We start from the raw sequence: 22,080 nt of genomic DNA on the forward strand, positions 1-22,080 counted from the left end.
GAATGCTTATCCCGGTTGGAGTCCAGGCCCGCAGGGTAGCGCGAAGGGCAAGCGTCTGGCAATGCCATGGTCATGCCATCCACAGGCCGCGCTCGATGATAGCCCCGGCTAGGACTATGCCGGCCTCGTCGTAGGCCACAGCCACCTGACCTGGCGCGGGCCGCTCCTGCGGCTCCAGGAACTCGAAGGCTAGGCCCGTTTCCGTGCGCCGCGTCAGGGCCGGCGCAGCTCCTTGGCGATAGCGCGTCTTGACCAGCACGACCTCGGGCCATTGCGCCGGAGGCACCAGATAGTTCACGTCGCGCACCTCGCAGCCCGTCGAGGCCAGACCTGACTTGGGTCCGACCAGCAGCGCATTGCGGCGCACATCCTTGTCCAGCACGTACAGAGGTTCGGACCAGGCGATGCCCAACCCTCGGCGCTGGCCAAGCGTATACCGCCACAAGCCCTCATGCCGCCCTACAACGGTGCCGTCCTCCATTTCCATGGGCCCTGGCCCGGGCAGCTCCACACCGCGCGCTTGCAGGAATGCCTTGTAATCATCGTTGGCGATGAAGCAGACTTCCTGGCTTTCCAGCGGCAAAGGCGGCTGCAAACCCCGCGCCTCCAGAGCTGTCGCCACGTCGGCCTTGCGCCAGCCGCCCAGCGGAAAGACCGCGCGCTCCAGCCTGTGCCTTGGTACGAGGGCCAGGAAATAGCTCTGGTCCTTGGTCGCGTCTTCACCCCGGCGCAGGCACAAGCCGAACGCGGGATCATGCTCCAGCCGAGCGTAGTGCCCCGTGGCGATGGCTCCCGCGCCGAACTCTTCGGCCGCACGCTCGAAGAGCAGACCGAACTTGAGCCTGGGATTGCACAGGGCGCAAGGGTTGGGAGTGCGCCCGGCCTGGTATTCGGCTACGAAAGGCGCGACGACCCGCTGCTCGAATTCCGCGCGTAGATCGAGAACTCGCAGTTCCACGCCAAGCTGTGCGGAAATGTCCCGCAACGGCTTCCCCAAGCGTTCCTCGTCCCATTCCCCTGGCAGGAAGCGTGCGTGCACGGCGACGACCTCGTGGCCTTGCTCTTGGAGAAGCGCCAGGGCCAACAGGCTGTCGCGGCCGCCGCTTACAGCCACGGCGATGAGGGTGCCGCGTGGGATGGACATGCTTGGATGAACGCCTGAAATAACAGTCTCCGGAAGGCTTGGCTCGTCCCTGGATTCTTGTGCGAAGGCCAGGGAAAGGTTTGCTGGTAGTTATACGAACGTTGAAAAGCCAAACAGCTCATAAACCGCGGTCTAGGGGTTCGCTCCCGTGTTGCCGGCCTTCAACATTGTTCTGCTCTGGGCCAAACGTTGCCGCCAGGATTCGTCATTGATCCCGAAGGTGCCCAAGGAGCGCTCCATGAACTGCTGCAGCCGCTCAGCCCTATCCCGGTCGCCCATCTGAAAATGCACGAGAAACAGCTCATAATACACCGTGAGCGAGGGTTCCTGGGCCAGCGCCTTGACGACGAGGTTTTTGGCCCGTTCCCAGGCCTTGCGCAGCCTGCAAAGGGACGCGCGGAACAGGAGGCACTCGACGGTCTCCCCATAGCGGAGGCTGGCCGCGCACATGATGACCTCCGCGGCGTCCAGATCGCCTTTCTCCATGGCCTCGTAGGCTTGCGCAACATATTGGTAAAGTTCCCGCTGGCCCGAGTGGCGATTGCTCAGCGCAGCCCAGACATGGGCATTACCGCTGCGCGCCAGCAGCTTGATCCTGTGGGCCATGTCCCTTAGCAGGTCTTCCTTCACTTGCGGCTGGTCGAGATGGGCATGGAAATGGCGCCAGCCTCGCGTGGTCTCGTTGAGCGCTGCGGTATCGGCCCTGCCGCGCTGCAGCTTGGCCGCGAAATCCTGTTGGGATCTGTACCAGTAATGGTTGAGCTGCACTCGCCTGGTCGCATGATAGCTGATGGAGCTTCCCACGGGCAGGTGCTCCTCGTTCACGCAGCACGAGCCCGGCTTGTAGTTGAATATGTGGGCATTGACGGTTTCGTTGACATGCGCGGGCTGGACGATGCTCTTCACGTGGAAATCATTCGTCGCAAGGCGCATCGTATAGTTTTCGATCTGCAATCCGTATGGACTGGTCACGTGCCCCGAGGAGCCGAACATGACCCAATGCACGGCCAGGCCGCCGTGATCCTCGTATTCCGACAGCAATATGCGGGCGTCACGTGTGTCCTTGAGCACGAGGAATTCGTCCAGATCGAGGAAGCCGATCCAACGAAAGCGCGGGCCATATTCGCGCAGGCAGTGCGCGTAGGCGGGTATCTGGCGATCCTTGCCGGAGACGGGAATGACCTCGACGATCCCAGCCTTGACGTACTCGGCCAAGGTCTGGGCTATGGGCGTGGCGCTGTCGTTGTCGTAGATGATGAAGCGCTCCACGCCGACGAGGATGTGGTAGTGGATCCACTCCAGCAGATAGCGGTCCTCGTCCTTGGCGATGGCGCACAGGGCCAGGTAATGCATGACGGCCACTCCGGCAGGCTATTGGGCTCGGAAAAGAGATCCATGCGGGCATGTCCTGTTCCAGAATCATGCCAGGGCTGGGGGCTTGCGGCTGCACGGCTCTGCTACGGCTGCCTGTTTGGGGAGTGACGGAGCCCCAGCGATTGCCCGGGATTGAATTCATAAAAAAGGCGGGGAGGGCAGCGCCCTCCCCAATTCGCTTACGCCTACGCCAGCGCCCGAGGCTCCGGCAGCGGCTCGATCGTCTTTTCCAGGCTCCTGGCCACCGAAAGGATCTTATCTTCGCCCCAGGCCGGGCCGAGGATCTGCAGGCCCACGGGCATGCCGCTGTCCTTGCCGAGCCCCACGGGCAGGCTCAGGCCGGGCAGGCCCGCCAGGTTCAGGGAAATCGTGAATATGTCCATCAGGTACATCTGCAGCGGATCGGCGGTCTTGTCTCCCAAGGGGAAGGCCACCGTGGGGCAGGCCGGGCCGCAGATGACGTCGCACTGACTGTAGGCCTGCTCGAAGTCCTGGCGGATCAGCCGGCGCACCTGGGCGGCCTTGCGGTAGTAAGCATCGTAATAGCCCGAGGAGAGCACATAGGTGCCGGTGATGATGCGCCGCTGCACCTCGTCGCCGAAGCCCTTGGTGCGCGACTGTTTGTACATGTCCAGCAGGCTGGCGGCCTGCTTGTCGCGGAAGCCGTAGCGCACGCCGTCGAAGCGGGCCAGGTTGGAGGACGCTTCGGCCATGGCGATTATGTAGTAAGTGGCGATGGCGTATTCCGTGTGCGGCAGGGATACGGGCACAAGCTCCGCGCCCAGGCTTTTGGCCGTATCCATGGCTTGCTTGCACAGAGTCTCGACTTCCTGGTCAAGCCCTTGGCCCCAGTACTCTTTGGGCATGCCTATGCGCAGTCCCTTGAGCCCGTCGGCGGAGTCCACAGCCGCGAGGTAGTCGGGCACGGGCAGATCCATGGACGTGGAGTCGCGCGGGTCATGGCCGGAAATGGCCTGCAGCACTGGGGCGGCGTCGGCCACGTTGCGGGTCATGGGGCCGATCTGGTCCAGGGACGAGCCATAGGCCACCAGGCCGTAGCGCGAGACGCGGCCGTAGGTGGGCTTGATGCCCACGCCGCCGCAGAAGGAGGAGGGCAGGCGGATGGAGCCGCCCGTGTCCGTGCCCAGGGCCGCAAAGGCTTGGCCGGCGGCAACGCACGCGCCCGAGCCGCCGCTGGAGCCGCCGGGCACGCGGCCCAGATCCCAGGGATTGCGCGTGGGATGGTATGCGGAGTTCTCGGTGGACGAACCCATGGCGAACTCGTCCATGTTGGCCTTGGCCAGGATGATTGCGCCGGCGTCCTTGAGCTTGGCCACGGCCGTGGCGTCGAAGGGCGGGACGAAATTCTCCAGCATGCGCGAGCCGCAGGTCGTGGGCAGGCCCTTGGTGGTCAGCACGTCCTTGACGATGACGGGCACGCCCCACAAGGGTTTGCTCGTGTCGGGCCCGATCTTGTCCATGGCCTCGGCGGTCGCCAGGGCGCCCTCGGCGTCCACATGCAGCAGGGCCTGCACCTTGGGCTCGGTGGCTTCGATGCGCGCCAGACAGGCTTGCACTGCCTCTCGGGCAGCGACTTGGCGCGCGGCCAGCAGGCCGCGGATTTCGACGAGCGTTTTGCGGGTCAACTCGGTCATGTTGTCAGCCATGTATTGGTCCTCGCCTGCACGGGCTAGACAATTCGAGGCACAATGAAGAACGCGCCATCGGTCTGCGGGGCGCCCGCGAGCAGATCCTCGCGGGAGAACTCCTTGACCGTTGTATCCTCGCGCATGGGCGTGGGCTTGTCCACGGGGCTGTAGAGCGGCTCCACCGCGGAGGTATCCAACTCGCCGAGCTTGTCCATGTAGGCCAACACATCGCCGAGCTGCTCGGCAAAAAGCCCGACCTTGTCCTCGGAAAGTTCAAGTCTGGCCAAGGAGGCCATCTTGGCTACGATTTCAGGGGTTATTTTCATTGCGCGGCTCCTTGCAGTACCGGATTGGCGGTCTTGGCCTTCTGCTCCAGCTTCGCACGGTTCAGCTCCATGCGTTCATCGTGACGCTGCTTGACCTGCTGCATCTTTGTGAACAGCTCCTGCGCATCCACGGGCACGAGCCCCTTGCGCGAGGGCTGGAAGAGGAACAGATCCTGGCGAGCCTTGCCGCTTTGGGACCAGCTCATGGGAGCCAGGCTCCAGTCCATGGCGGGCGCGGTGGAGAGGCGCTCGTTGATCGCCTTGCGGTCCCAGCCGCCGGGCAGGTTGCCCAGGTTTGCGGCAAAGCGCACGAAGTCATAGCCCAGCGCGTGCCAGAAGTCGGGCTGGCCGCGGTTTTCGTCGGCCATGCGTCGGGTCAGCTCGCGCACCGCGGAGCGTTGGCTTTGGGCCCACCAGGGCCCAGGGCAGACAGCCAATCCGAAATAATTCAAGTCCGCGTCGGTACCGCCGATGATGGCTTGGCTCCATAGCTCGGAACCCATGAGCAGCGTGTGCTCGGCATCGTAATAGTAGAATTGCGGGGCCAGCAGCTGGGCCTGGGTCCAGCCGTCAGGCAGAAACACGGCCCGGAAACCCGGTTCGGGCGGCAACTGGCCGGACTTGCCCGGAGAAGCTGCGCTTTCGAGACCCAGCAGCTCGGCCACCTTGCCGCCCCAGGCCGTGTGCGTCTTGGGCGGATAGGTTCCGTAAGCGGCCATGGTCAGCCCGCGATCCCAGACTTCCTGGCTGAATATCTCGGTCATGTAGGTGCCGAAAGGCTCCTGCGGCGTGAGAACGGCGAATTCCGAGAGGCCGAATTTGCCTGCGGCCAAGTCGAGCAGGGCGCGCACCTGGTCCTGGGGGCTGGCGAAGAAACGCCAGGCGTCACGGCCTTCATCCAACTCGCCCAGGCTCTGCAGAAAGGTCATGAAAACCCGCTCGCGGGTCAGCTTGGAGTCCACGATCTGCTGGAAGTCGCTACGCAAAAGCGGTCCGCCCACGACGGTGAAGCCGGGGGGCAGTGCGTTCAGGTCGTTCAGCCAACCGGGGCGCGAGGTGTTCACCACGCGCACTTCCACATTCAGGCCCTGCAGCGCGAGTTGTTTTTGAGCGATGTTAGCGCCGGTAACGATCTTCCAGCCGATGACGCCGATCTTGTCCGACAGGGGCACGGCCAGGGCGATGCCCGTGCGTGGCGCCCCACGCTGGCTCTCCAGGGCGCGCAGCGTTACGCGGGGCAGACTGTCGTCGGCAAAACGGCCACGGGTGAGCAGGACGCGCAGTTCGCGCCAGGCGGTGTCCCACTGCTTGGGCTTGGTCTCGGCCAAGCGCTTGGCCGCGGCCAGACGCATGACCGAGTACGGGAAGGTCAGCTCCTGGCCCTCACCGACTTCCAGGAGCCCGATGGCTTGCTTGTCATCCAGATCCAGCAGCCGCACGAGCAGGGTCTGTTCCAAGCTGGCCTTGGCCTCGCGATTGGGAGCGGTGTCATATACTTCGCGCAGTGCGGGCACGGCGGCCATGGGCCTATCCTTGCGCAGGAAGTGATCGGCTTGGAACAAGGCCGCGTTGCGGCGCACGTCCCATGTGGTCTGGCGCGAGACGATGAGCCCGGCCAGGAAGTCCTGGAGCTGGTCATCCTGTCCCGAGCCCGCCAGGGCCGTGGCATAGTATTCATTCCAGGGCCAAGTCTGGCGAACCTTGGCGTCGAAGCCGGCCCAGCCCCTGAGGGATTGCAGAGAACGCTCATATTCCTTCACCGCCAGGGCGCTGCGGGCTGCTCGCTCGTAGCTGAGGGCGCGTTTCTGTCCGCTCAGGTCCGTGCGATTCTGGGCTTCGCCATAGTAGGTCAGGCTCTGCTGGTAGTCCTCGGCGGTCCAGGCCGCGTCGGCGCGGTTCAGGATCTCCTGGGTAGGCAAGGCTTGGAGCTGGGGCGCGGGGATGACCGGCGCTTTTTGGCAGGCCGACGAGAGGAGCAGGCCGCAGGCCAGGAGAAGTAAGGTAACTATACGGGACATACGGTGATTTCCAAGTGCTCTGTTGCGTTGGGTCGTCACGGGTGGCATTGCGGGAACCATTGGCCGCGGGACGAAAAAGGCTTGGCCCGCGCAAGGCGGACCAAGCCAAAGTATACGTCTTTGCGGGTCGAGGCAAGGGCCCAGAGCCGCAACCAGCGCAGCTTTACTTGACCTCGGTGTAGTCGGCGTCCACGACGTCCTCGTCCGGACCCTTGGCCTGGCCTCCGGCCTGTCCCTCGGGACCTGCCTGGCCTTCCTCGCCGCTCTTCTTGGCATAGAGCTGCTCGGCCAGCTTGTGGGAGGCCTGGGCCAGCTCGTCGGTGGCGCGCTTGATGGCCTCGGGGTCGTCGCTGTCCTTGACCTTCTTGAGCTCTTCGAGCTTGGTCTCGATCTGGCCCTTGAGCACGCTGTCCACGGTGTCGCCCAGGTCGCGCAGGGTCTTCTCCGTGGTGTAGATGAGCGTGTCGGCGTGGTTGCGGACCTCGATGAGCTCCTTCTTGCGCTTGTCCTCATCGGCATGGGACTCGGCATCCTTGATGAGCTTATCGATCTCGGCTTCGGACAAGCCGCTGGAAGCCGTGATGCGGATGGACTGCTGCTTGCCGGTTCCCAGGTCCTTGGCCGAGACGTTGACCAGGCCGTTGGCGTCGATGTCGAAGCCGACCTCGATCTGCGGCACGCCACGCGGGGCCGCCGGGATGTCGGTCAGCTCGAAGCGGCCCAGGGTCATGTTGTCGGCGGCCATGGGCCGTTCGCCCTGGAGCACGTGGATGGACACCGAAGGCTGGTTGTCTGCCGCGGTGGTGAAGACCTGGCTCTTGCGCGTGGGAATGGTCGTGTTGCGGTCGATGAGTTTGGTCATGACTCCGCCCAGGGTCTCGATGCCCAGGGACAGCGGGGTCACATCCAGCAGCAGCACGTCCTTGACCTCGCCGGCCAGGATGCCGCCCTGGATGGCCGCACCCATGGCCACGACCTCGTCGGGGTTCACGCTGCGATTGGGCTCCCTGCCGAAGAATTCCTGAACCTTCTTCTGTACGATGGGCATGCGGGTCATGCCGCCCACGAGCACCACCTCGTCGACATCGCTGGCCTTGAGATTGGCGTCGGCCAGCGCCTTCTTGCACGGGCCCATGGTGCGCTCCACCAGGTCCATGGTCAGCGACTCGAGCTTGGAGCGGCTGATCTTGACCATCATGTGCTTGGGGCCGTTCTGGTCGGCGGTGATGAAGGGCAGGTTGACCTCGGTCTCCATGGACGAGGAGAGCTCCTTCTTGGCCTTCTCCCCGGCTTCGCGCAGGCGCTGCAGGGCCATGCGATCCTTGGCCAGGTCGATGCCATTCTCCTTCTTGAACTCCTCGATGAGGTAGTTGACCACGCGCTGGTCGAAATCCTCGCCGCCCAGGAAGGTGTCGCCGTTGGTGGCGCGCACTTCCACGACGTTGTCGCCGACTTCGAGGATGGAAATATCGAAGGTGCCGCCGCCAAGGTCGAAGACAGCGATCTTCTGATTGTGTTTCTTGTCGAAGCCGTAGGCCAGGGAAGCGGCCGTGGGCTCGTTGATGATGCGCTTGACCTCAAGGCCGGCGATCTTGCCCGCGTCCTTGGTGGCCTGGCGCTGGGAATCGTTGAAGTAGGCCGGCACTGTGATGACGGCCTCGGTGACCTTTTCGCCCAGGTAAGCCTCGGCGTCAGCCTTTAGCTTGCCCAGGATCATGGCCGAAATCTCCGCCGGGCTGTACTTCTTGCCCGCGACCTCAACGGTCGCATCGCCGCCGCTGCCGGAGACGACCTTGTAGGAGCTGTGCTTGACCCACTCCTTGACCTGGGGCGCATCAAACTTGCGGCCCATGAGGCGCTTGACTGCGTATATTGTCTTCTCGGGGTTGGTCACGGACTGGCGCTTGGCGATCTCGCCCACCAGCCGCTCCTTGTCCGTGAAGGCCACGACCGAGGGAGTCGTGCGGCCGCCCTCGGGGTTGGTGATGCACTTGGCTTCCTTGCCCTCCATTACGTATACGCAGGAGTTTGTCGTTCCGAGGTCGATTCCGATTATCTTACCCATGCTATTCTCCTCGTTCACTGGGAATTTCGCTTGCTTACGCGCTCATGCGATCGCTTTATGTACTAACCACGATCGAAAGGCTGTAAAGGGTTGCAGGCGATTTTTTCAGCAGGGCTTGCTGATGAGCACCTTGGCGGGGCGCAGCAGGCGGCCTTTAAGCTTGTAGCCTTTCTGCAGGAGTTGGCAGACATGGTTCTCGGGGAAGTCTTTACTCGGCTCCGCGCCCACGGCCTCGTGCCATTCGGGATTGAACTCCTCGCCCGCGCCGCCCGTGGCCTCCAGGCCGTGGCCTGCCAGGATGTCCAGGAATACCTTGCGCGTCATCTCCACGCCCTGGACGAAACCCTTGCAGGCTTCGCTCTTCTCGGCGTAGGCCAAGGCCATATCCAGGTTGTCCAGCACGGGCAGGAGGTCCGCGAGCACGCCTTCCACGGCGAATTTCTGGAACTCTTCCTTTTCGCGCATCAGGCGGCGCTTGACGTTCTCCGTCTCGGCCAAAGCGCGCAACTTGTCATCCTTCACGCGGGCCAGCTCTTCATCAAGTTCCTTTACACGCGCCTCCAAGTCGGACGGGGCGGCTGCTTCGGCCTGGCCGACAGCGGTCGCGTCGGCGGCGGTATCGGGAGTCTGTGCGTTCTTGGCTTTTTCACTCATGTTCGCGCTCCGTGTGTGCTACGGCTGGTCCAGCCGTTTTTGCAGGATGTCGGTGAGAATGCGGGCCATGTAATCAACCATTGGCACGACTTTGGCGTAATCCATGCGCAACGGACCCATGACGCTGATGACGCCGAGGCTCCGCCCCTGGATCGTGTAGGGCGAAGAGACAAGGCCCATATCCGTGCCTGACTGCAGGGGCGTTTCCTTGCCCAGGGTCACGCACAGGCAGTTCGACTCCATGACCCGGTCGAGTATATCCAGAAGCTTGGAGCGATCGTCAAGGACATCGAACATCTCGCGCATGGCCCGCAGGTCGGCGAAATCTGGCTGGCGCAGGATGTAGGCCGTGCCATCCACGTACAGCTCCTGCGGCCCATCCTTGTCGAATGCCTCCTCAACCAGGCTGAGCGCCCGGCCGCAAAGGTCCGAGAGACGCTCGCGCGCGCCGCGCAACTCGCGCAGGATGTGCGCGCGCACCTCGGCCACGGTCCGGTTGCTGAACAGCTCATTGAGGTAGTTGGCATATTTGGTCAGATCGTCGGCCGTGACGATCTCTTCCAGGGCGATGAGCTTCTGCTGGATGATGCCGCCTTCGAGCACGAGCACCACGAGCACGAGGCCGGTCCTGACCAGCACGAATTCGATCTGCTTCCAGCGCACGGAACCGTAGCGCGGGGCCAGGATCATGCTTACCTGATGCGATTGGTCCGAAAGAATGCGCCCGGCTTGGCGCAGGATGTCCTTGATCTCCAGGCCCGCTTCGGAGAGCACGCGCGCGATGCGCTCCTGAACTTCCTTGCTGGGCTCGGGCCTGGGCAGCATGGTGTCGATATAGACACGGAAGGCCTCGCTCGTGGGCACCCGTCCCGCCGAGGTGTGCGGCTGCTCCAGAAGGCCCTTCTCCGTCAGGTCGGCCATGACGTTGCGCATGCTGGCAGGGGAGAGGTCAAGATGCGAGCGCTTGGCCACGGCCCTGGAGGCAACCGGCGCGGCCGAGGCGATATAGGCCTCGATGATCGTGGCCAGGATTTCGCGTTCCCTGTCGGTCAATTGCATGGCTCAGTCCTGTTTTGGCAAACTTCCGTCACGAGTGCCAATGCGGGTAACAACGCCATGTCGGGCTGTCAAGGCAACGCTCAGGAGATCAAGCTATTCCAGTAGGTTGGCTAAGCGTGCAGCTCCGTGGGGTAGTGCAGATCATCGAAAACGTATTCGCGCAGACACTGCACCCAGGGCCTGGGCTTGAGTCCCGTGATGCCGGTGAACCTGGAGATGTCCAGCACCGAGTAGGCTGGCCGCTTGGCCTTGGTGGGATACTGATCCGTGGTGATGGGCGTCACGCGGCATTGCAACCCGGCGGCATTCACGGCCTCGGAGGCCAGTTCGCACCAACTGGCCTGTCCGGCGTTGGCCAAGTGATGTACGCCCGAGCCCCCGGCCTGCATCAGGGCCAAGGAGTTGCGGGCCAAGTCGGGCGTGTAGGAGGGCGAGCCCACCTGATCGTGGACCACGCCCAGCGTATCGCGGCTTCTGGCCAACTCCAGGATCTTCTGCACGAAATTGTTTTTGCCCGGCCCGAAGAGCCAGGACGTGCGGATGATGAGCAGGCTTGGCACATCCTGATTCAGCAAGGCCCTTTCTCCGGCTAGTTTGCTCTTGCCGTAGACGCTCAAGGGATTGGTGGGCGCATCGGGAGCATAGGGAGTATCGGCCCGGCCGTCGAAGACGAAATCCGTGGAGTAGTGCACGAGGCGGATGCCGCGAGGTCGGGCCAGCCTGCCGAGCAGTTGCGGGAGCTTCTCATTGAGGCGGTAGGCCTCCTGGGGCTCGTCCTCGGCCTTGTCCACCTGCGTGTAAGCCACGGTGTTGAAAAGCGCGCTGCATTCCTCGCGGTCGAGGACGCCGGCCAAGGCTTGGGAATCGAAAATGTTCACATCGGCTCGGCCCAAGGGGACCACGGCCCAGCCGGCGGCCTCCAGGGCTCTCACCAGACTCCGGCCCAGCAGCCCAGTCCGACCTCCCAATACGACAGCCTTGTTGGCGTTCATGCCCGTTCTCCATACCAGTTGGCCATGAACTCCCGATAGGAGCCGTCCTGAACCTGCGTCAGCCACTGGGCGTTGTTTTCGTACCAGCGAACGGTGCGCGCCAGCCCTTCCTCGAAATCCAGGCTGGGAGCGAAGCCCAACTCGCGGGCAGCCAGAGAGAAATCCATGGCGTAACGCTTGTCATGGCCGGGGCGGTCCTTGACATAGCGGATGAGATCCTCGCCTTTGCCTAGTATGTTCAGCATGGCCTTGACTACATCGATGTTGGCCCGCTCGGCGGCTCCGCCGAAATTGTAGACCGCGCCCGGCCGCCCTTTGCGCAGGGCCAGGTCCACGCCGCGGCAATGATCGCCCACGTAGATCCAGTCACGCACGTTGCGGCCGTCTCCGTACACAGGCAGAGGCTCGTCCCTGGAAGCCTTCAGGTACATGAGCGGGATGAGCTTCTCCGGGAACTGGTAGGGCCCGTAGTTGTTGGAGCAGCGCGTGACCACGACCGGATAGCCGTAGGTGTGGAAGTAAGCCCGGCAAAGCAGGTCCGCGGAGGCCTTGGATGCGGAGTAAGGGCTGTTGGGCGCAAGCGGCGTCTCCTCGCTGAAGGCCGGGTCGTTGGGCTCCAGGGAGCCGTAGACCTCGTCCGTGGAGACGTGCACGAAACGCTCGATGCCGGCCTTGCGCGCGCATTCCAGCAGGTTGTGCGCGCCCATGATGTTCGTGTTCAGGAAAGGCGCGGAGTCGTGGATGGAGCGATCCACGTGGGTCTCGGCCGCGAAGTTGACTACTGCCTCTATTCGTTTCTCGTCGAACACGCGCTGGATCAACTCGGCGTCGCCGATATCTCCGTGCACGAAATGGTAGCGGCGACCGCCGTGGCGCTCCTCGACTTGGGCCAAGTTCAGCCTGTTGCCCGCATAGGTCAGCTTATCCAGGTTGACGACGACGTCGTCGGTCTCGTTGAGGACCTGCTGGACGTAGTTGGAGCCGATGAAGCCGCAGCCGCCGGTGATAAGAAGTCGCATCGGGAATCCTCTTGAGGTGCGTGCCGGCCGTCTAACGAGGTCGCTTGAACCGTTGGCCGGCGGTGCTGTCTTTTACGGAATAGCCCGGCCCGAGGCAAATTTTATCCCTGTGCAAAAAATTTCTTGCCAAGTACAGGCCGAATGTCTATTTTCCGTCTCCCGCGTGGGCGATTAACTCAGCGGTTAGAGTGCCACCTTCACACGGTGGAAGTCCCGAGTTCAAATCCCGGATCGCCCACCACTCTAGAACCCACAGCCCGAAGCCGCAACACGGTTTCGGGCTTTTGCTTTGGGAGTAAGCCGAACCCGCCATGCACATCGTGCTATATCAACCCCAGATTCCGCCCAACACCGGAAGCATAGCCCGGCTGTGCGCCGCCACGGGCACGCCGCTGCATCTCATCGAGCCCCTGGGCTTCTCCATCGACGACCGCCACCTCAAACGCGCCGGCCTGGATTACTGGGAGCACGTGCGTGTCAAGGTGTGGCCCGACTGGCAGGCTTACCTGGACAGTGCGCAACCGACGCGGCTGGTGGCCACTTGCGCGCGTTTCGGCACGCCTCACCATGAGTTTTCCTTCGCGTCCGATGACGCATTGGTGCTGGGCCCCGAGGCCACGGGCCTGCCCATGCGCATCATCGAATCCATCCCGCAGCTCGTGCGCATCCCCATATGGGGTCAGGTGCGCAGCCTGAACCTGGCTAACGCGGCAAGTGTCCTGCTCTACGAAGCCTATCGCCAGACCGGCGCACTCCATGGCCGCTAGGCCGCGCCTCTCCCGCCCATAGCTCACAATCCTGCTCTCCGCACAAGGTCGCGGACCCCGTAGGCGACCGCACTCAGCTTCGGGGATTTCTTGACGCGCTCCCGAAGCAGCCTGAGACTTGCGTTCGCCTTGAGCGAAACGAGATTGCCGAGGTAAGGAACAAGTCTTGGGGCGCTTATGATCAGGTTCTGGTAAGGCCTTTTTTGCGCGCCCCAGTTGGAGTGCCAGGGAAAGTTGGTGATCAGGTCGATTTCATCCGTGGCGCCTTCCTCGTGCACCCTGTGCATGAGTCGCTCCAGGAGTATGTTCCCAGGAGCGTAGCGGGCGTACTCCTCATCATAGGCAATCTTCCAGAGTGTGAGTTTGCTCTGCGTTCTCACTGCCAAGTGTCCTGCAAGCAGTTTCCCTTCAACCTTGAGGAAATGGCATTCGAGCATGCCGCGTGCACGCAGTCGCCTGATAAGGTTAGTGAAAAAACCGGTGTGGCGCTTGGAGCTGAGGATCGCGCTGCCGGCACGCCCTTTCCAGCCCGAGGCTTCGAGGCCGAAGAACTGTTGTATATGCTCCTCTGTGATGTCCTCATTGCTCAGGAACAAAATATCGTTACGGCCGAGGCGGTTTAGTCGCTTGCCGGCTTTTTTCAGGTTGCTGCGGAAATTCGAGGAGAGCGACGCCACGTAGGCCTCATGACTGCCGTTAATCTTTAGGTATGAACCGTATCCATTCGGCTCCTTGAGGATTCGGCAACCGCCGAAGCCGTCCTGCATGACACGGAAGGACGGGGATTCCGGAGGCAGTTTGCTGAGCCTTAGAACTGCATGCGCCGGTTCCCTGCGCGCGAACCCGTCAAGCAAGGCGGCTGCGGTTTCTAGCTCTCTTCCACTAGCGACGAGCATATCCCCGGTCCATACGTCCGGATCCGATGGAGCTTGAAAGCGCTTGCCCCCATACAAGGCTGATTGCTTTTGGCGGATAATGACCGGCAGAACGCCGACAAGCTCCTGGTCTTCGTAGGCGAACAAGCAGAACCATTTCTCCCCTGGCTTCAGCAAGTGTTCCAGATAGGAGCGAACCCAGGCATGAGAGAGTACCGGCGACCTCTGCGGGGCAACGCTACTCAGCCTGTCCCAGGCCTCGGCGTGCATGTCGAGTTCTTCAAATTTGTGTGCGCCATGCACTTCCATCTGGCTCATCTAAATCTCCAGTAACAGAACATTAAGGAGTTGCTCCGGGTATCAAGGCCACCTCGTTGCTGTGCATCACGCCCGGATGCAGTGGCAGCAATGGCTTGGCCTGCGCCAACTTGGCCACTGGCTCGGCGGTCTGCACCAGGATGGACAGATGCTCCAGGCCCGCAGTCGAGGCAAGGATCGCCAGACAGTCCCGCACGACCTGCGCCGGGAGCATTTCCATGGCGCAAAGCCAAGCCGTATCCGCGAATGTGGTGATGGGCTTGGTCTGTCCCGGGTACGTTCCGGCCGGGATGTTCACGGGCGCATAGCCCAAGCCCAAGTCATAGAAGCCTGACACAAGGGCGGATTGGTGCAGGTCGATGAAGCGCACGCCTTGTGTGCTGGCCAGCTCCAGCAGATGCTTGCTGGGCAGGCCGTCCATGAGCAGCATGGCGTCCGCGCGGCCTTCGCGTAGCGCCTGCGCGGCCTCCGCGTGGCCCAGGTGCAGCTTCTCCATGGAATCCCACCAGCCCAGGGCGGAGAACAATCGTTCGGCGACCAGGGCCGTGCTCGATCCAGGGCTGCCCACGCATATGCGCTTATCGCGGAGATCCTGTGCCAGCATGGTGGACGAATCCGCCAGCACGGCGAGTTGTGCCGGGACTCGGTACAGCCCGGCCACGGCACAGACTTGTCCCGATTCAATGGCCGGGGAATCGATTATTGGCGTCAAGTCGGGCAGGGTGTCCCCCGCGAGTACGATGCCCAGCTCAAGGCTGCCTTCGCGCAGGCGCTTCAAATTGGCCCTGGAGCCGAGGGTTACCTGGGAGCTGACCTCCAGATCCTTTATGCTCCTGGAAAGCAGAATGGCCACGGCGTTGGCCGCGTGGGTCATGGCGCTTCCGCTGGGGCCGCCGCCCAAATTGAGCTGTAGCCCGGTTCCGGCCAAGGACTCGCTCGGCATTAGCGGCCAGAAAGCCATCACTGCCATCAACAGAAACGCCCCAAGCGTTACGCGCTTCATGCATTCCTCTCTCTTCGGCAAACCCTTTGCGACCAATGTCCCGTCATGTTCGGGAAAGGACCCTGATCGTCGCTCAACATGACATAGAGGGCGCATGCGGGCATCATTCTAGAGGAGTATGGCTGGTTGATTTTTGAGTCATACTATTGTGATATGTTTCACAAATAACCTTAATCCTATTATTTTCTTAGGAATCTTGTAAGGTCGCCGGCTATCGCCGTTTCGAAATCAGCAAGGATACTGCCTAGTAAGAGACCCAGGCTCGGCGGGACTATCTTCGGCCGTTCTACCCTTAAGAAGATCATTAATCATGACTCCGCGGGCCTGCCGCTACAGGTCTGCTCGCGCATTCGACAGGAGGATCGCATGTCCGCCTATACGGTTTACGCGGACCAGCTTCCCGGGTTGCTTGCCCGCTGGAACGGAAAATACGCTGTCTACGCTCCCAAGGACATTGGGGAGGGCATCTATGACTTCCGGCCCTGGCGCCAAGGCGATGAGATAGCCTGGGATTACGATCTGGCCTACAACAGCCTCAAACGTTTCCTGATCCCGCCCAAGGAACCTCTTATCAGCTACGACTTGAGCCGGTGCACGGCCGAGCCGATCTTCGAGGCTCCGGCCCAGCTTCTGTTTGGAGTACATCCCTACGACCTGCGGGCCATCACCCAACTCGACCAGCTCATGGAGTCCGGCGCGCCGGACAACTACTATCTGCGCCGCCGCGAGCAGACCATGATCATGGCCCTGGAACCCCTGCGCGTGGCCGAAGGGTCCTTCTGGGGCTCGGTGGGAGCGGAGAGGGTGGACGTGGGCTTTGATCTCTACTGGACCAAGCTCGGGCCGTCGTCATTCCTTGTGGAGGTGGGCACTCAGCGCGGCGAGGAACTGCTGCTGGACGGCGGTGACTTGGCACAGGCCACGCCGGGCGAACGCGAAGCCGCGCGCCGGGCCAAGGGCCGCATCCTGTCCAAGGCTCGCAAAGGCATGGCCTTCGACTGGCGGGAAATTCCCAAACTACTGGGCAAGGCCTGGGACTCGCCCCTGTGGGAGCAGCGGTCGGAGCTTTGCCTGGCTTGCGGCTCGTGCAATATGGTCTGTCCCACCTGCTACTGCTTCGACATCCGCGAGGAGGTCGACGACAGCCTCCAGGGCGGCGTGCGTTACCGGGTCTGGGATAGCTGCATGCTGCATTCCTTCGCAGCCGTGGCCGGCAACCACAACTTCCGGCGCAAGGCTCTGGAGCGCTACCGCCATCGCACGTACCGCAAGGGCAAGTACATCTTCGACCGGCTCGGAGAGTTGGGTTGCGTGGGCTGCGGCCGCTGCGTGCGGGCCTGCACAGCGGGCATCGCCAATCCTCTGAGGACATTCAACGACCTGTGGGAGGCAGCCAGAAATGAAGGCTAAGCTTTTTTCGGCCTATGTGCCCCAACCCGCGACTCTGGTGGCCACGGAACGACTGTCGGATTTCGTGACGCTGTTCCGCTTCGTGCGCGACGACGGCCGGCATTTGGCGCACAAGCCTGGCCAGTTCATCGTCCTGTCCGCCTATGGTGTAGGCGAAGCGCCCTTTTCCATCAGCTCGGCGCCAAGTCGCGACACTACGGAGTTCGAGTTGGCCGTGCGCAAGATCGGCACCATGACCACGGCCATGCACAACCTGCGGGTGGGCGACAAGGTCGGCATCCGCGGCCCCTACGGGAGCTTCTTTCCGGTGCAGGACTTCGTGGGCAAGGACACGCTCTTCGTGGCCGGCGGCCTGGGCTATATCCCGTTGCGCAGCCTGCTGCACTACCAGCTCAAGCATCGCCAGGAGTTCGGCCGCATCATCGTGCTCGTGGGCTGCCGCAATCCCCAGGAGCGCATCTTCATCGACCAGATCGAGGAACTGTCCCGTCGCGGCGACGTGGAGATCCAGGAAACCGTGGACTGCCCGGACCAGGATTGGAAAGGCAACGTGGGCGTCATCACCACGCTGCTGCCCAAGGTGGCCATCGACCCTGACGTGACCAACGTGGCCATGGTAGGGCCGCCGGTCATGTACCGCTTCGTGCTGGCCGAATGCGTCAAGATGGGCATCGATCCAGGGCGCATCTACGTTTCTCTTGAACGCAAGATGAAATGCGGATTGGGAAAGTGCGGTCACTGCCAGATCAACCACTTGAACGCGTGCGTGGACGGCCCCGTGTTCCGCTACACGGACATCGCCGCGCTGCCCGAGGCCATTTAAGCCGAGCGCTGGCCGACCGAAGCAGGAGGATACATGGGCGCCAAGCCAAAAATAGCATTTTACGATTTCGCGGGCTGCGAGGGCGATCAACTGCAGGTGGCCAACCTGGAGGAGCGCCTGTTGGAGCTGCTCTCCCACGTGGAGGTGGTCAGCTTCCGCGAGGTCATGACCGGCGGGGATATCGAACCTTGCGACGTGGCCTTCGTGGAAGGCTCCGTGACCCGGCCCGAGGACGCGGAGCGCCTGCGGCGCATTCGGGACAACTCGGCCTATCTCGTGGCTTTGGGGGCCTGCGCGGCCATCGGCGGGGTCAACTGCCTCAAGAACTTCATGGAAGAGGACGTCTACCGCGAGCGCGTATACGGCTCTCAGGGCCGCTGGTTCGCGACCGGCCCGGCCCGGCCCCTGCGCAGCGTGGTCGCGGTGGACGCCGAGATTCCCGGTTGCCCTATCGACAAGAACGAATTCGCCCGCGTGACCAAGGAGCTGCTTCTGGGCCGTACGCCATGGCTGCCTGACTATCCCGTCTGCGTGGACTGCAAGGCTGCCGGCAACGTGTGTCGCTTCGATCTCGGCCGCATGTGCCTGGGCATCATCACCCGGGCAGGCTGCGGAGCCGCCTGTGTCACCGAAGGCGCGCACTGCTGGGGCTGTCGCGGTATGGCTCCCAAGGCGAATCTGGACGCAGCGCGCCAGATAATGGATCGGGCCGGCTTTTCCCGCCGAGCTGTCCAGGACCTGTTCCGCTTCTATCTGGGCGACACAAGCGCCGCTCTCTAACTGACTGTTGGAAAAAATCGTCCTGGCATTTTTCAACGCCGGATGCTTCGCATCCAGCGGGCCATCCTGGCCTGCATAGTCTGTTGAAACAGGTTGCTAACCGGGCTTCGCCCGCACGGTGGATACGCGATGTACAATGACAACGATATCTCCGCACTGGCCACGGCAGCCGAGCCTTCGACCGGCCCCAGGCGCATCGACGTGCATCACCTGACCAGGGTGGAAGGCCACGGCAACATCGTGGTGCGCATCGCGGCCGACGGAACAGTGGAACAGTGCCGCTGGGAGGTCAGCGAGGCCCCACGCTTTTTCGAGGCCATGCTGCTGGGTCGCGACTACCAGGATGTGCACCATATCACCTCGCGCATCTGCGGCATATGCTCCATCGGGCACCAAGTCGCCTCCCTGCAGGCCACGGAGCAGGCCCTGAACATCCGCGTTTCGGAGCAGACCTTGGCCCTGCGCAAGCTGGCCCTGCACGCCGAAAACCTGCAAAGCCATCTGCTGCACATAGGCTTCCTGGCACTGCCCGACTATATGGGCGTGCCCTCGACCCTGCACTTGGCCGAGACGCACCGTGAGGAGGTCCTGAACCTCATCGCCTGCCGGCGCATGTCCAACGAGTTCAGCCGGCTCGTCTGCGGACGTACCACGCACCCGCAACGTTTTGTGCCCGGAGGCTTCGCCAGGCTGCCTAGCATGGATGACTTGCATCAGTTGCGGGTCCTGCTGGCCGAAAGCCTGCCTGGCTTGGGTCGTGTTATTGATTTATGCGCTTCCCTGCGTGACAGAGTGCCGGCCTTCGAGCGCGAAACCGAATACATCGCCCTGGTGGCGCCATCCGAGTATCCGCTTTACTGGGGGCACATCGGGTCCAGCATGGACGATCGACGGCCCGTGGATCAATACGAGCAGATGACCCGCGAGTATCTCGTGCGCCAATCCACGGCCAAGTGGGCCAGGAACAAGGCCGAATCCTTCATGGTCGGCGCTTTGTCCCGCTTCAACCTGAACCATGCCCAGCTCACGGATGGGGCGCGCAAGGCCGCCGCTACCCTGGGGCTCGCTGCGCCGTGCCACAACCCGTTTCTCATCACCCTGGCTCAGCTCGTGGAGTGCGTGCACTCGGTGGAGGACTCCCTGCTCCTGGTCGAGGCTTTGCTTTCGCGCGGCCTGCGCCATGAGGCGTCCAGCAAGATCAAGCTGCAGGCAGGCCGGGGCGCCAGCGCCGTGGAGGTGCCCCGGGGCATCCTCTTCCATGCCTACGAATATGATGAGCAGGGCAGGGTGGTGTCCGCTGACTGCGTCATTCCCACCAACCAGAACCACGCCAACATTCAGAAGGACATGGAGGCCCTGACGCCGAGATTGTCGGGTCTGCCCGAGTCCGAGATAGAGCGTCTGCTGAGCATGCTCGTGCGCGCATACGACCCGTGCATCTCTTGCTCTACACATTTGCTGGAGACCGAGCAGCGTAAAGCCGAACGTCCCGTCCGATTTATCAGGACTTAACTCCGAAGCGCATATAACAACAGTCGGCGTCCCGTCGCAGCCAGCGGCAGGACGCTTTTCTCTGTTGAAATGTAAATGTTGACGCTCTTTCCGCGTCTTGTGTAACACTGGGAAGTGGATGCTGCAGGCCTAGTGCGCGCTTGATGCTCAGTTCGTGCGCCAAACCCTCCAGCATGGAATGGTGGCGGATAATATCAAGACAAGGACAGCGGTATGGATTTCGCGATTGCACTTCTAGCAGTGCTTCTGGATCTGGCTTTGGGCGATCCGCGTCGTCTCTACCATCCGGTGCGGGCCCTGGGCGCGCTCATGGACAGAGAAGAGGCCATTGTCCGCAGTGCGGGAGGTTTGTCGCTCAAGTGGTGGGGCATCCTTTTCGTGCTGTTCAATGCTCTCGGCGCATGGTTGGTGGTGCGTCTGCTCACGTCCATTCCCGTGCTCGGCTGGTTGATTGCACTATACTTGGCATACACGGGGCTTGCCCTTGGCCAACTTTGGAGGGACGGCCGGCGCGTGGCGCGGCTCATCGACGCCGGTGATCTGTCGAACGCACGGCTGGCGCTGGCGCATCTCGTGACGCGCGACACTTCGGCCATGGACGAGCAGGCTCTGCGGCGCTCCCTTGCCGAAACCATGAGCGAGAACATGAACGACGGCTTCGTGGCTCCGTTCTTCTACCTGGTCATCGGCGGGCCGGCGCTTTTGTGGTTATACAAGACCGTGAGCACCATGGATTCCATGTGGGGCTACAAGACCGAGCGTTACCGGGAATTCGGCTGGGCCGCGGCGCGCACGGACGACGTGCTGGCTTTCCTGCCTGCACGCATGACCGCCTTCTTCATGCTAGGCGCAGGCTGGTTCATGTCCCTGGACGTGCATCGCGCTTTCGACAACATGCGTACCGATGCGCTCAAGACCGAGAGTCCAAATGCCGGCTGGCCCATGTCCGCCGCCGCTTGGTTATTGGGCGCATGGGTAGGCGGCCCGGCGGTTTACTTCGGACGGCTGAAGGACAAACCAGTGCTGGGGCCGACCGAAGGAGCTTGGAGCAGCATTAAGACCAAACGCTTGCTGCGGATGATTTTGGCTACAGGTTTTGTGTCGACCGCCGCTCTGGCCGCCTATTTCGCCATGCTGTTTGCCGCGGCATAGTAGCCTCTGCGGAGTTACTACAATGTGAAGTCTCCATGCGAATATCCATTGATGGATGGTATCCTTCCATTTGTCTGTTGCAGACTCGTGTCTAAAAATAATCGAGTGGTGCGTGTGTCCAGTGTTTCAGGACACGGTGGATTAAGGGTTTTGCTAGTCCATATTTCTCGGACAAGAAATTTTTACATAGTGTAGTGAACGCTTGTCATCCAGCTTTCCAGGAAAGTGGTTTGCCTTCGTTGCAGGCGTAGCGTGCTTTTAGTTGCTTCATTAAGGCTGGTTTCCATTCTTTATCTATAGCAATGAAAGCTTACTTTTTAATTATGAAGCAAAAATGCAGCAGAATACCCTTGCAATACATGCAAAAGTGTGATTTCTGATTGTCCATCACGCGAATGCGTGACGTGAGTCACGGAGCGGGCGATGTGTCGGCAGCGAGTCCAGACCTTACGTCACATGAATCGCACCTGCCCCAAAGGACGCTAGGCAGTTTCCGCGAGCGTCCATCGACATACAGACCCTGCGAACGATAAGGAGCGAGCACAATGGACGACTTTCTCAAGGAAGCCTTGGAGATCGTCAAAGCACAGGCGAGCGTGCGCAATATGACCGAGGAGGAGATCATCTCCATGGTCAAGTCGTTGGCTGGAGGCATTCAAGCCATCGGAGCCAGCGAAGGCGGCGAATCCTTCAATCCGGCCGAGGATCCCAAAAAAGCAGTCAAGGAAAAGACGATCGTCTGCCTCGATTGCGGCAAGTCTTTCAAGATCCTGACCAAGAAGCATCTGTCCACTCATGGTCTCACGCCCGACCAGTACAGAGAGAAGTGGGACTATCCCAAGAAGATGCCCCTGGTCTGCAAATCCCTGCAGCGCGAGCGCCGCAAGAAGATGAAGGATATGCGCCTGTGGGAGAAACGCACTGGCACGGGCAAAGGCAAGGACAGCTAGAGCATTTGCTTTTGAAAATGCTCTGCAAGCCATGCGTCGGCATGGCTTGCCACCGCGTAGGCGTAGGCGCAATTCACTTGCGCCGTCAACGCCGGAGCGGGCGTCTTAAAAGCAATCTGCTCTATGACGGCCCTCTAGGGCGGCGTGTCCCTGGCTTCAGGCTTGTTTATCGGCTGATTGCCAAGGGCGC

At 62.0% G+C, this 22,080-nt stretch carries 19 protein-coding genes and 1 tRNA gene; 8 read left to right on the top strand and 12 right to left on the bottom strand.

Annotated features, from left to right (window positions below):
• Positions 1 to 70: 70 nt before the first annotated feature.
• The 10 genes from mnmA to rfbB all read right to left on the bottom strand — a co-directional run bounded on the left by mnmA (position 71) and on the right by rfbB (position 12,300).
• Positions 71 to 1,144 (bottom strand): tRNA 2-thiouridine(34) synthase MnmA, encoded by a 1,074-nt coding sequence (gene mnmA / locus H585_RS0102875; protein ID WP_027366695.1) that lies wholly within the window; start codon positions 1,142 to 1,144, stop codon positions 71 to 73.
• Positions 1,145 to 1,276: 132 nt separating this feature from the next.
• The gene (locus tag H585_RS0102880; RefSeq protein ID WP_027366696.1) at positions 1,277 to 2,497 is read right to left on the bottom strand and encodes a tetratricopeptide repeat-containing glycosyltransferase; all 1,221 of its coding nucleotides are present in this window, start codon (positions 2,495 to 2,497) and stop codon (positions 1,277 to 1,279) included.
• A gap of 206 nt (positions 2,498 to 2,703) precedes the next feature.
• Positions 2,704 to 4,185 carry an Asp-tRNA(Asn)/Glu-tRNA(Gln) amidotransferase subunit GatA gene (gene gatA / locus H585_RS0102885; RefSeq protein ID WP_034627021.1) on the bottom strand — a complete coding sequence of 494 codons (1,482 nt, stop codon included), beginning with the start codon at positions 4,183 to 4,185 and terminating at the stop codon, positions 2,704 to 2,706.
• A gap of 23 nt (positions 4,186 to 4,208) precedes the next feature.
• The gene (gene gatC, locus H585_RS0102890) at positions 4,209 to 4,493 is read right to left on the bottom strand and encodes an Asp-tRNA(Asn)/Glu-tRNA(Gln) amidotransferase subunit GatC (RefSeq protein ID WP_027366698.1); all 285 of its coding nucleotides are present in this window, start codon (positions 4,491 to 4,493) and stop codon (positions 4,209 to 4,211) included.
• Complete coding sequence (locus tag H585_RS0102895; protein WP_027366699.1) at positions 4,490 to 6,511, bottom strand: type 1 periplasmic-binding domain-containing protein; 2,022 nt, start codon at positions 6,509 to 6,511, stop codon at positions 4,490 to 4,492. The genes gatC and H585_RS0102895 overlap by 4 nt, the downstream gene beginning before the upstream one ends.
• Before the next feature lie 163 nt (positions 6,512 to 6,674).
• Entirely contained in the window at positions 6,675 to 8,576 is a 1,902-nt protein-coding gene (gene dnaK / locus H585_RS0102900) for a molecular chaperone DnaK (protein WP_005987622.1), read from the bottom strand.
• 105 nt (positions 8,577 to 8,681) lie between these two features.
• On the bottom strand, positions 8,682 to 9,230 hold the full coding sequence (grpE, locus tag H585_RS0102905) for a nucleotide exchange factor GrpE (RefSeq protein WP_027366700.1): 549 nt from the start codon (positions 9,228 to 9,230) through the stop codon (positions 8,682 to 8,684).
• Positions 9,231 to 9,248: 18 nt separating this feature from the next.
• The gene (hrcA, locus tag H585_RS0102910) at positions 9,249 to 10,289 is read right to left on the bottom strand and encodes a heat-inducible transcriptional repressor HrcA (RefSeq protein WP_014260200.1); all 1,041 of its coding nucleotides are present in this window, start codon (positions 10,287 to 10,289) and stop codon (positions 9,249 to 9,251) included.
• Positions 10,290 to 10,399: 110 nt separating this feature from the next.
• Entirely contained in the window at positions 10,400 to 11,281 is an 882-nt protein-coding gene (rfbD, locus tag H585_RS0102915) for a dTDP-4-dehydrorhamnose reductase (protein ID WP_027366701.1), read from the bottom strand.
• Positions 11,278 to 12,300 (bottom strand): dTDP-glucose 4,6-dehydratase, encoded by a 1,023-nt coding sequence (rfbB, locus tag H585_RS0102920; protein ID WP_027366702.1) that lies wholly within the window; start codon positions 12,298 to 12,300, stop codon positions 11,278 to 11,280. The genes rfbD and rfbB overlap by 4 nt, the downstream gene beginning before the upstream one ends.
• Before the next feature lie 165 nt (positions 12,301 to 12,465).
• Here rfbB and H585_RS0102925 point away from each other — a divergent pair.
• Positions 12,466 to 12,541: transfer RNA gene (locus H585_RS0102925), tRNA-Val, on the top strand.
• Positions 12,542 to 12,611: 70 nt separating this feature from the next.
• Positions 12,612 to 13,067, top strand: a complete 456-nt coding sequence (locus H585_RS0102930; protein WP_027366703.1) for a tRNA (cytidine(34)-2'-O)-methyltransferase — start codon at positions 12,612 to 12,614, stop codon at positions 13,065 to 13,067.
• A 23-nt stretch (positions 13,068 to 13,090) separates the two neighbouring features.
• Here H585_RS0102930 and H585_RS0102935 read toward each other — a convergent pair whose 3' ends face one another.
• Together H585_RS0102935 and H585_RS0102940 are read right to left on the bottom strand one after the other, a co-directional pair.
• Entirely contained in the window at positions 13,091 to 14,260 is a 1,170-nt protein-coding gene (locus H585_RS0102935) for a GNAT family N-acetyltransferase (protein ID WP_027366704.1), read from the bottom strand.
• A 22-nt stretch (positions 14,261 to 14,282) separates the two neighbouring features.
• Positions 14,283 to 15,263 (bottom strand): TAXI family TRAP transporter solute-binding subunit, encoded by a 981-nt coding sequence (locus tag H585_RS0102940; RefSeq protein ID WP_027366705.1) that lies wholly within the window; start codon positions 15,261 to 15,263, stop codon positions 14,283 to 14,285.
• Positions 15,264 to 15,629: 366 nt separating this feature from the next.
• Here H585_RS0102940 and H585_RS0102945 point away from each other — a divergent pair, with 366 nt between their 5' ends.
• The 6 genes from H585_RS0102945 (at position 15,630) to H585_RS0102970 (ending at position 21,890) form a co-directional block, all read left to right on the top strand.
• Positions 15,630 to 16,673: a 4Fe-4S dicluster domain-containing protein gene (locus H585_RS0102945; protein WP_027366706.1), complete on the top strand. Its 1,044-nt coding sequence runs from the start codon at positions 15,630 to 15,632 to the stop codon at positions 16,671 to 16,673.
• The gene (locus tag H585_RS0102950) at positions 16,663 to 17,496 is read left to right on the top strand and encodes an FAD/NAD(P)-binding protein (protein ID WP_027366707.1); all 834 of its coding nucleotides are present in this window, start codon (positions 16,663 to 16,665) and stop codon (positions 17,494 to 17,496) included. The genes H585_RS0102945 and H585_RS0102950 overlap by 11 nt, the downstream gene beginning before the upstream one ends.
• Before the next feature lie 33 nt (positions 17,497 to 17,529).
• Positions 17,530 to 18,276: an NADH-quinone oxidoreductase subunit B family protein gene (locus H585_RS0102955; protein WP_027366708.1), complete on the top strand. Its 747-nt coding sequence runs from the start codon at positions 17,530 to 17,532 to the stop codon at positions 18,274 to 18,276.
• Positions 18,277 to 18,405: 129 nt separating this feature from the next.
• Entirely contained in the window at positions 18,406 to 19,788 is a 1,383-nt protein-coding gene (locus H585_RS0102960) for a Ni/Fe hydrogenase subunit alpha (RefSeq protein WP_027366709.1), read from the top strand.
• Positions 19,789 to 20,001: 213 nt separating this feature from the next.
• Positions 20,002 to 20,940 (top strand): adenosylcobinamide-phosphate synthase CbiB, encoded by a 939-nt coding sequence (gene cbiB, locus H585_RS0102965; RefSeq protein ID WP_027366710.1) that lies wholly within the window; start codon positions 20,002 to 20,004, stop codon positions 20,938 to 20,940.
• Between the two features lie 545 nt (positions 20,941 to 21,485).
• A complete protein-coding gene (locus H585_RS0102970; protein WP_027366711.1) occupies positions 21,486 to 21,890 on the top strand; it encodes a Ros/MucR family transcriptional regulator in 405 nt (134 codons plus the stop codon).
• The last annotated feature ends 190 nt before the right edge of the window (positions 21,891 to 22,080 follow it).

The sequence above is a fragment of the Desulfocurvibacter africanus subsp. africanus DSM 2603 genome (genome assembly GCF_000422545.1).
GTDB lineage: Bacteria > Desulfobacterota > Desulfovibrionia > Desulfovibrionales > Desulfovibrionaceae > Desulfocurvibacter > Desulfocurvibacter africanus.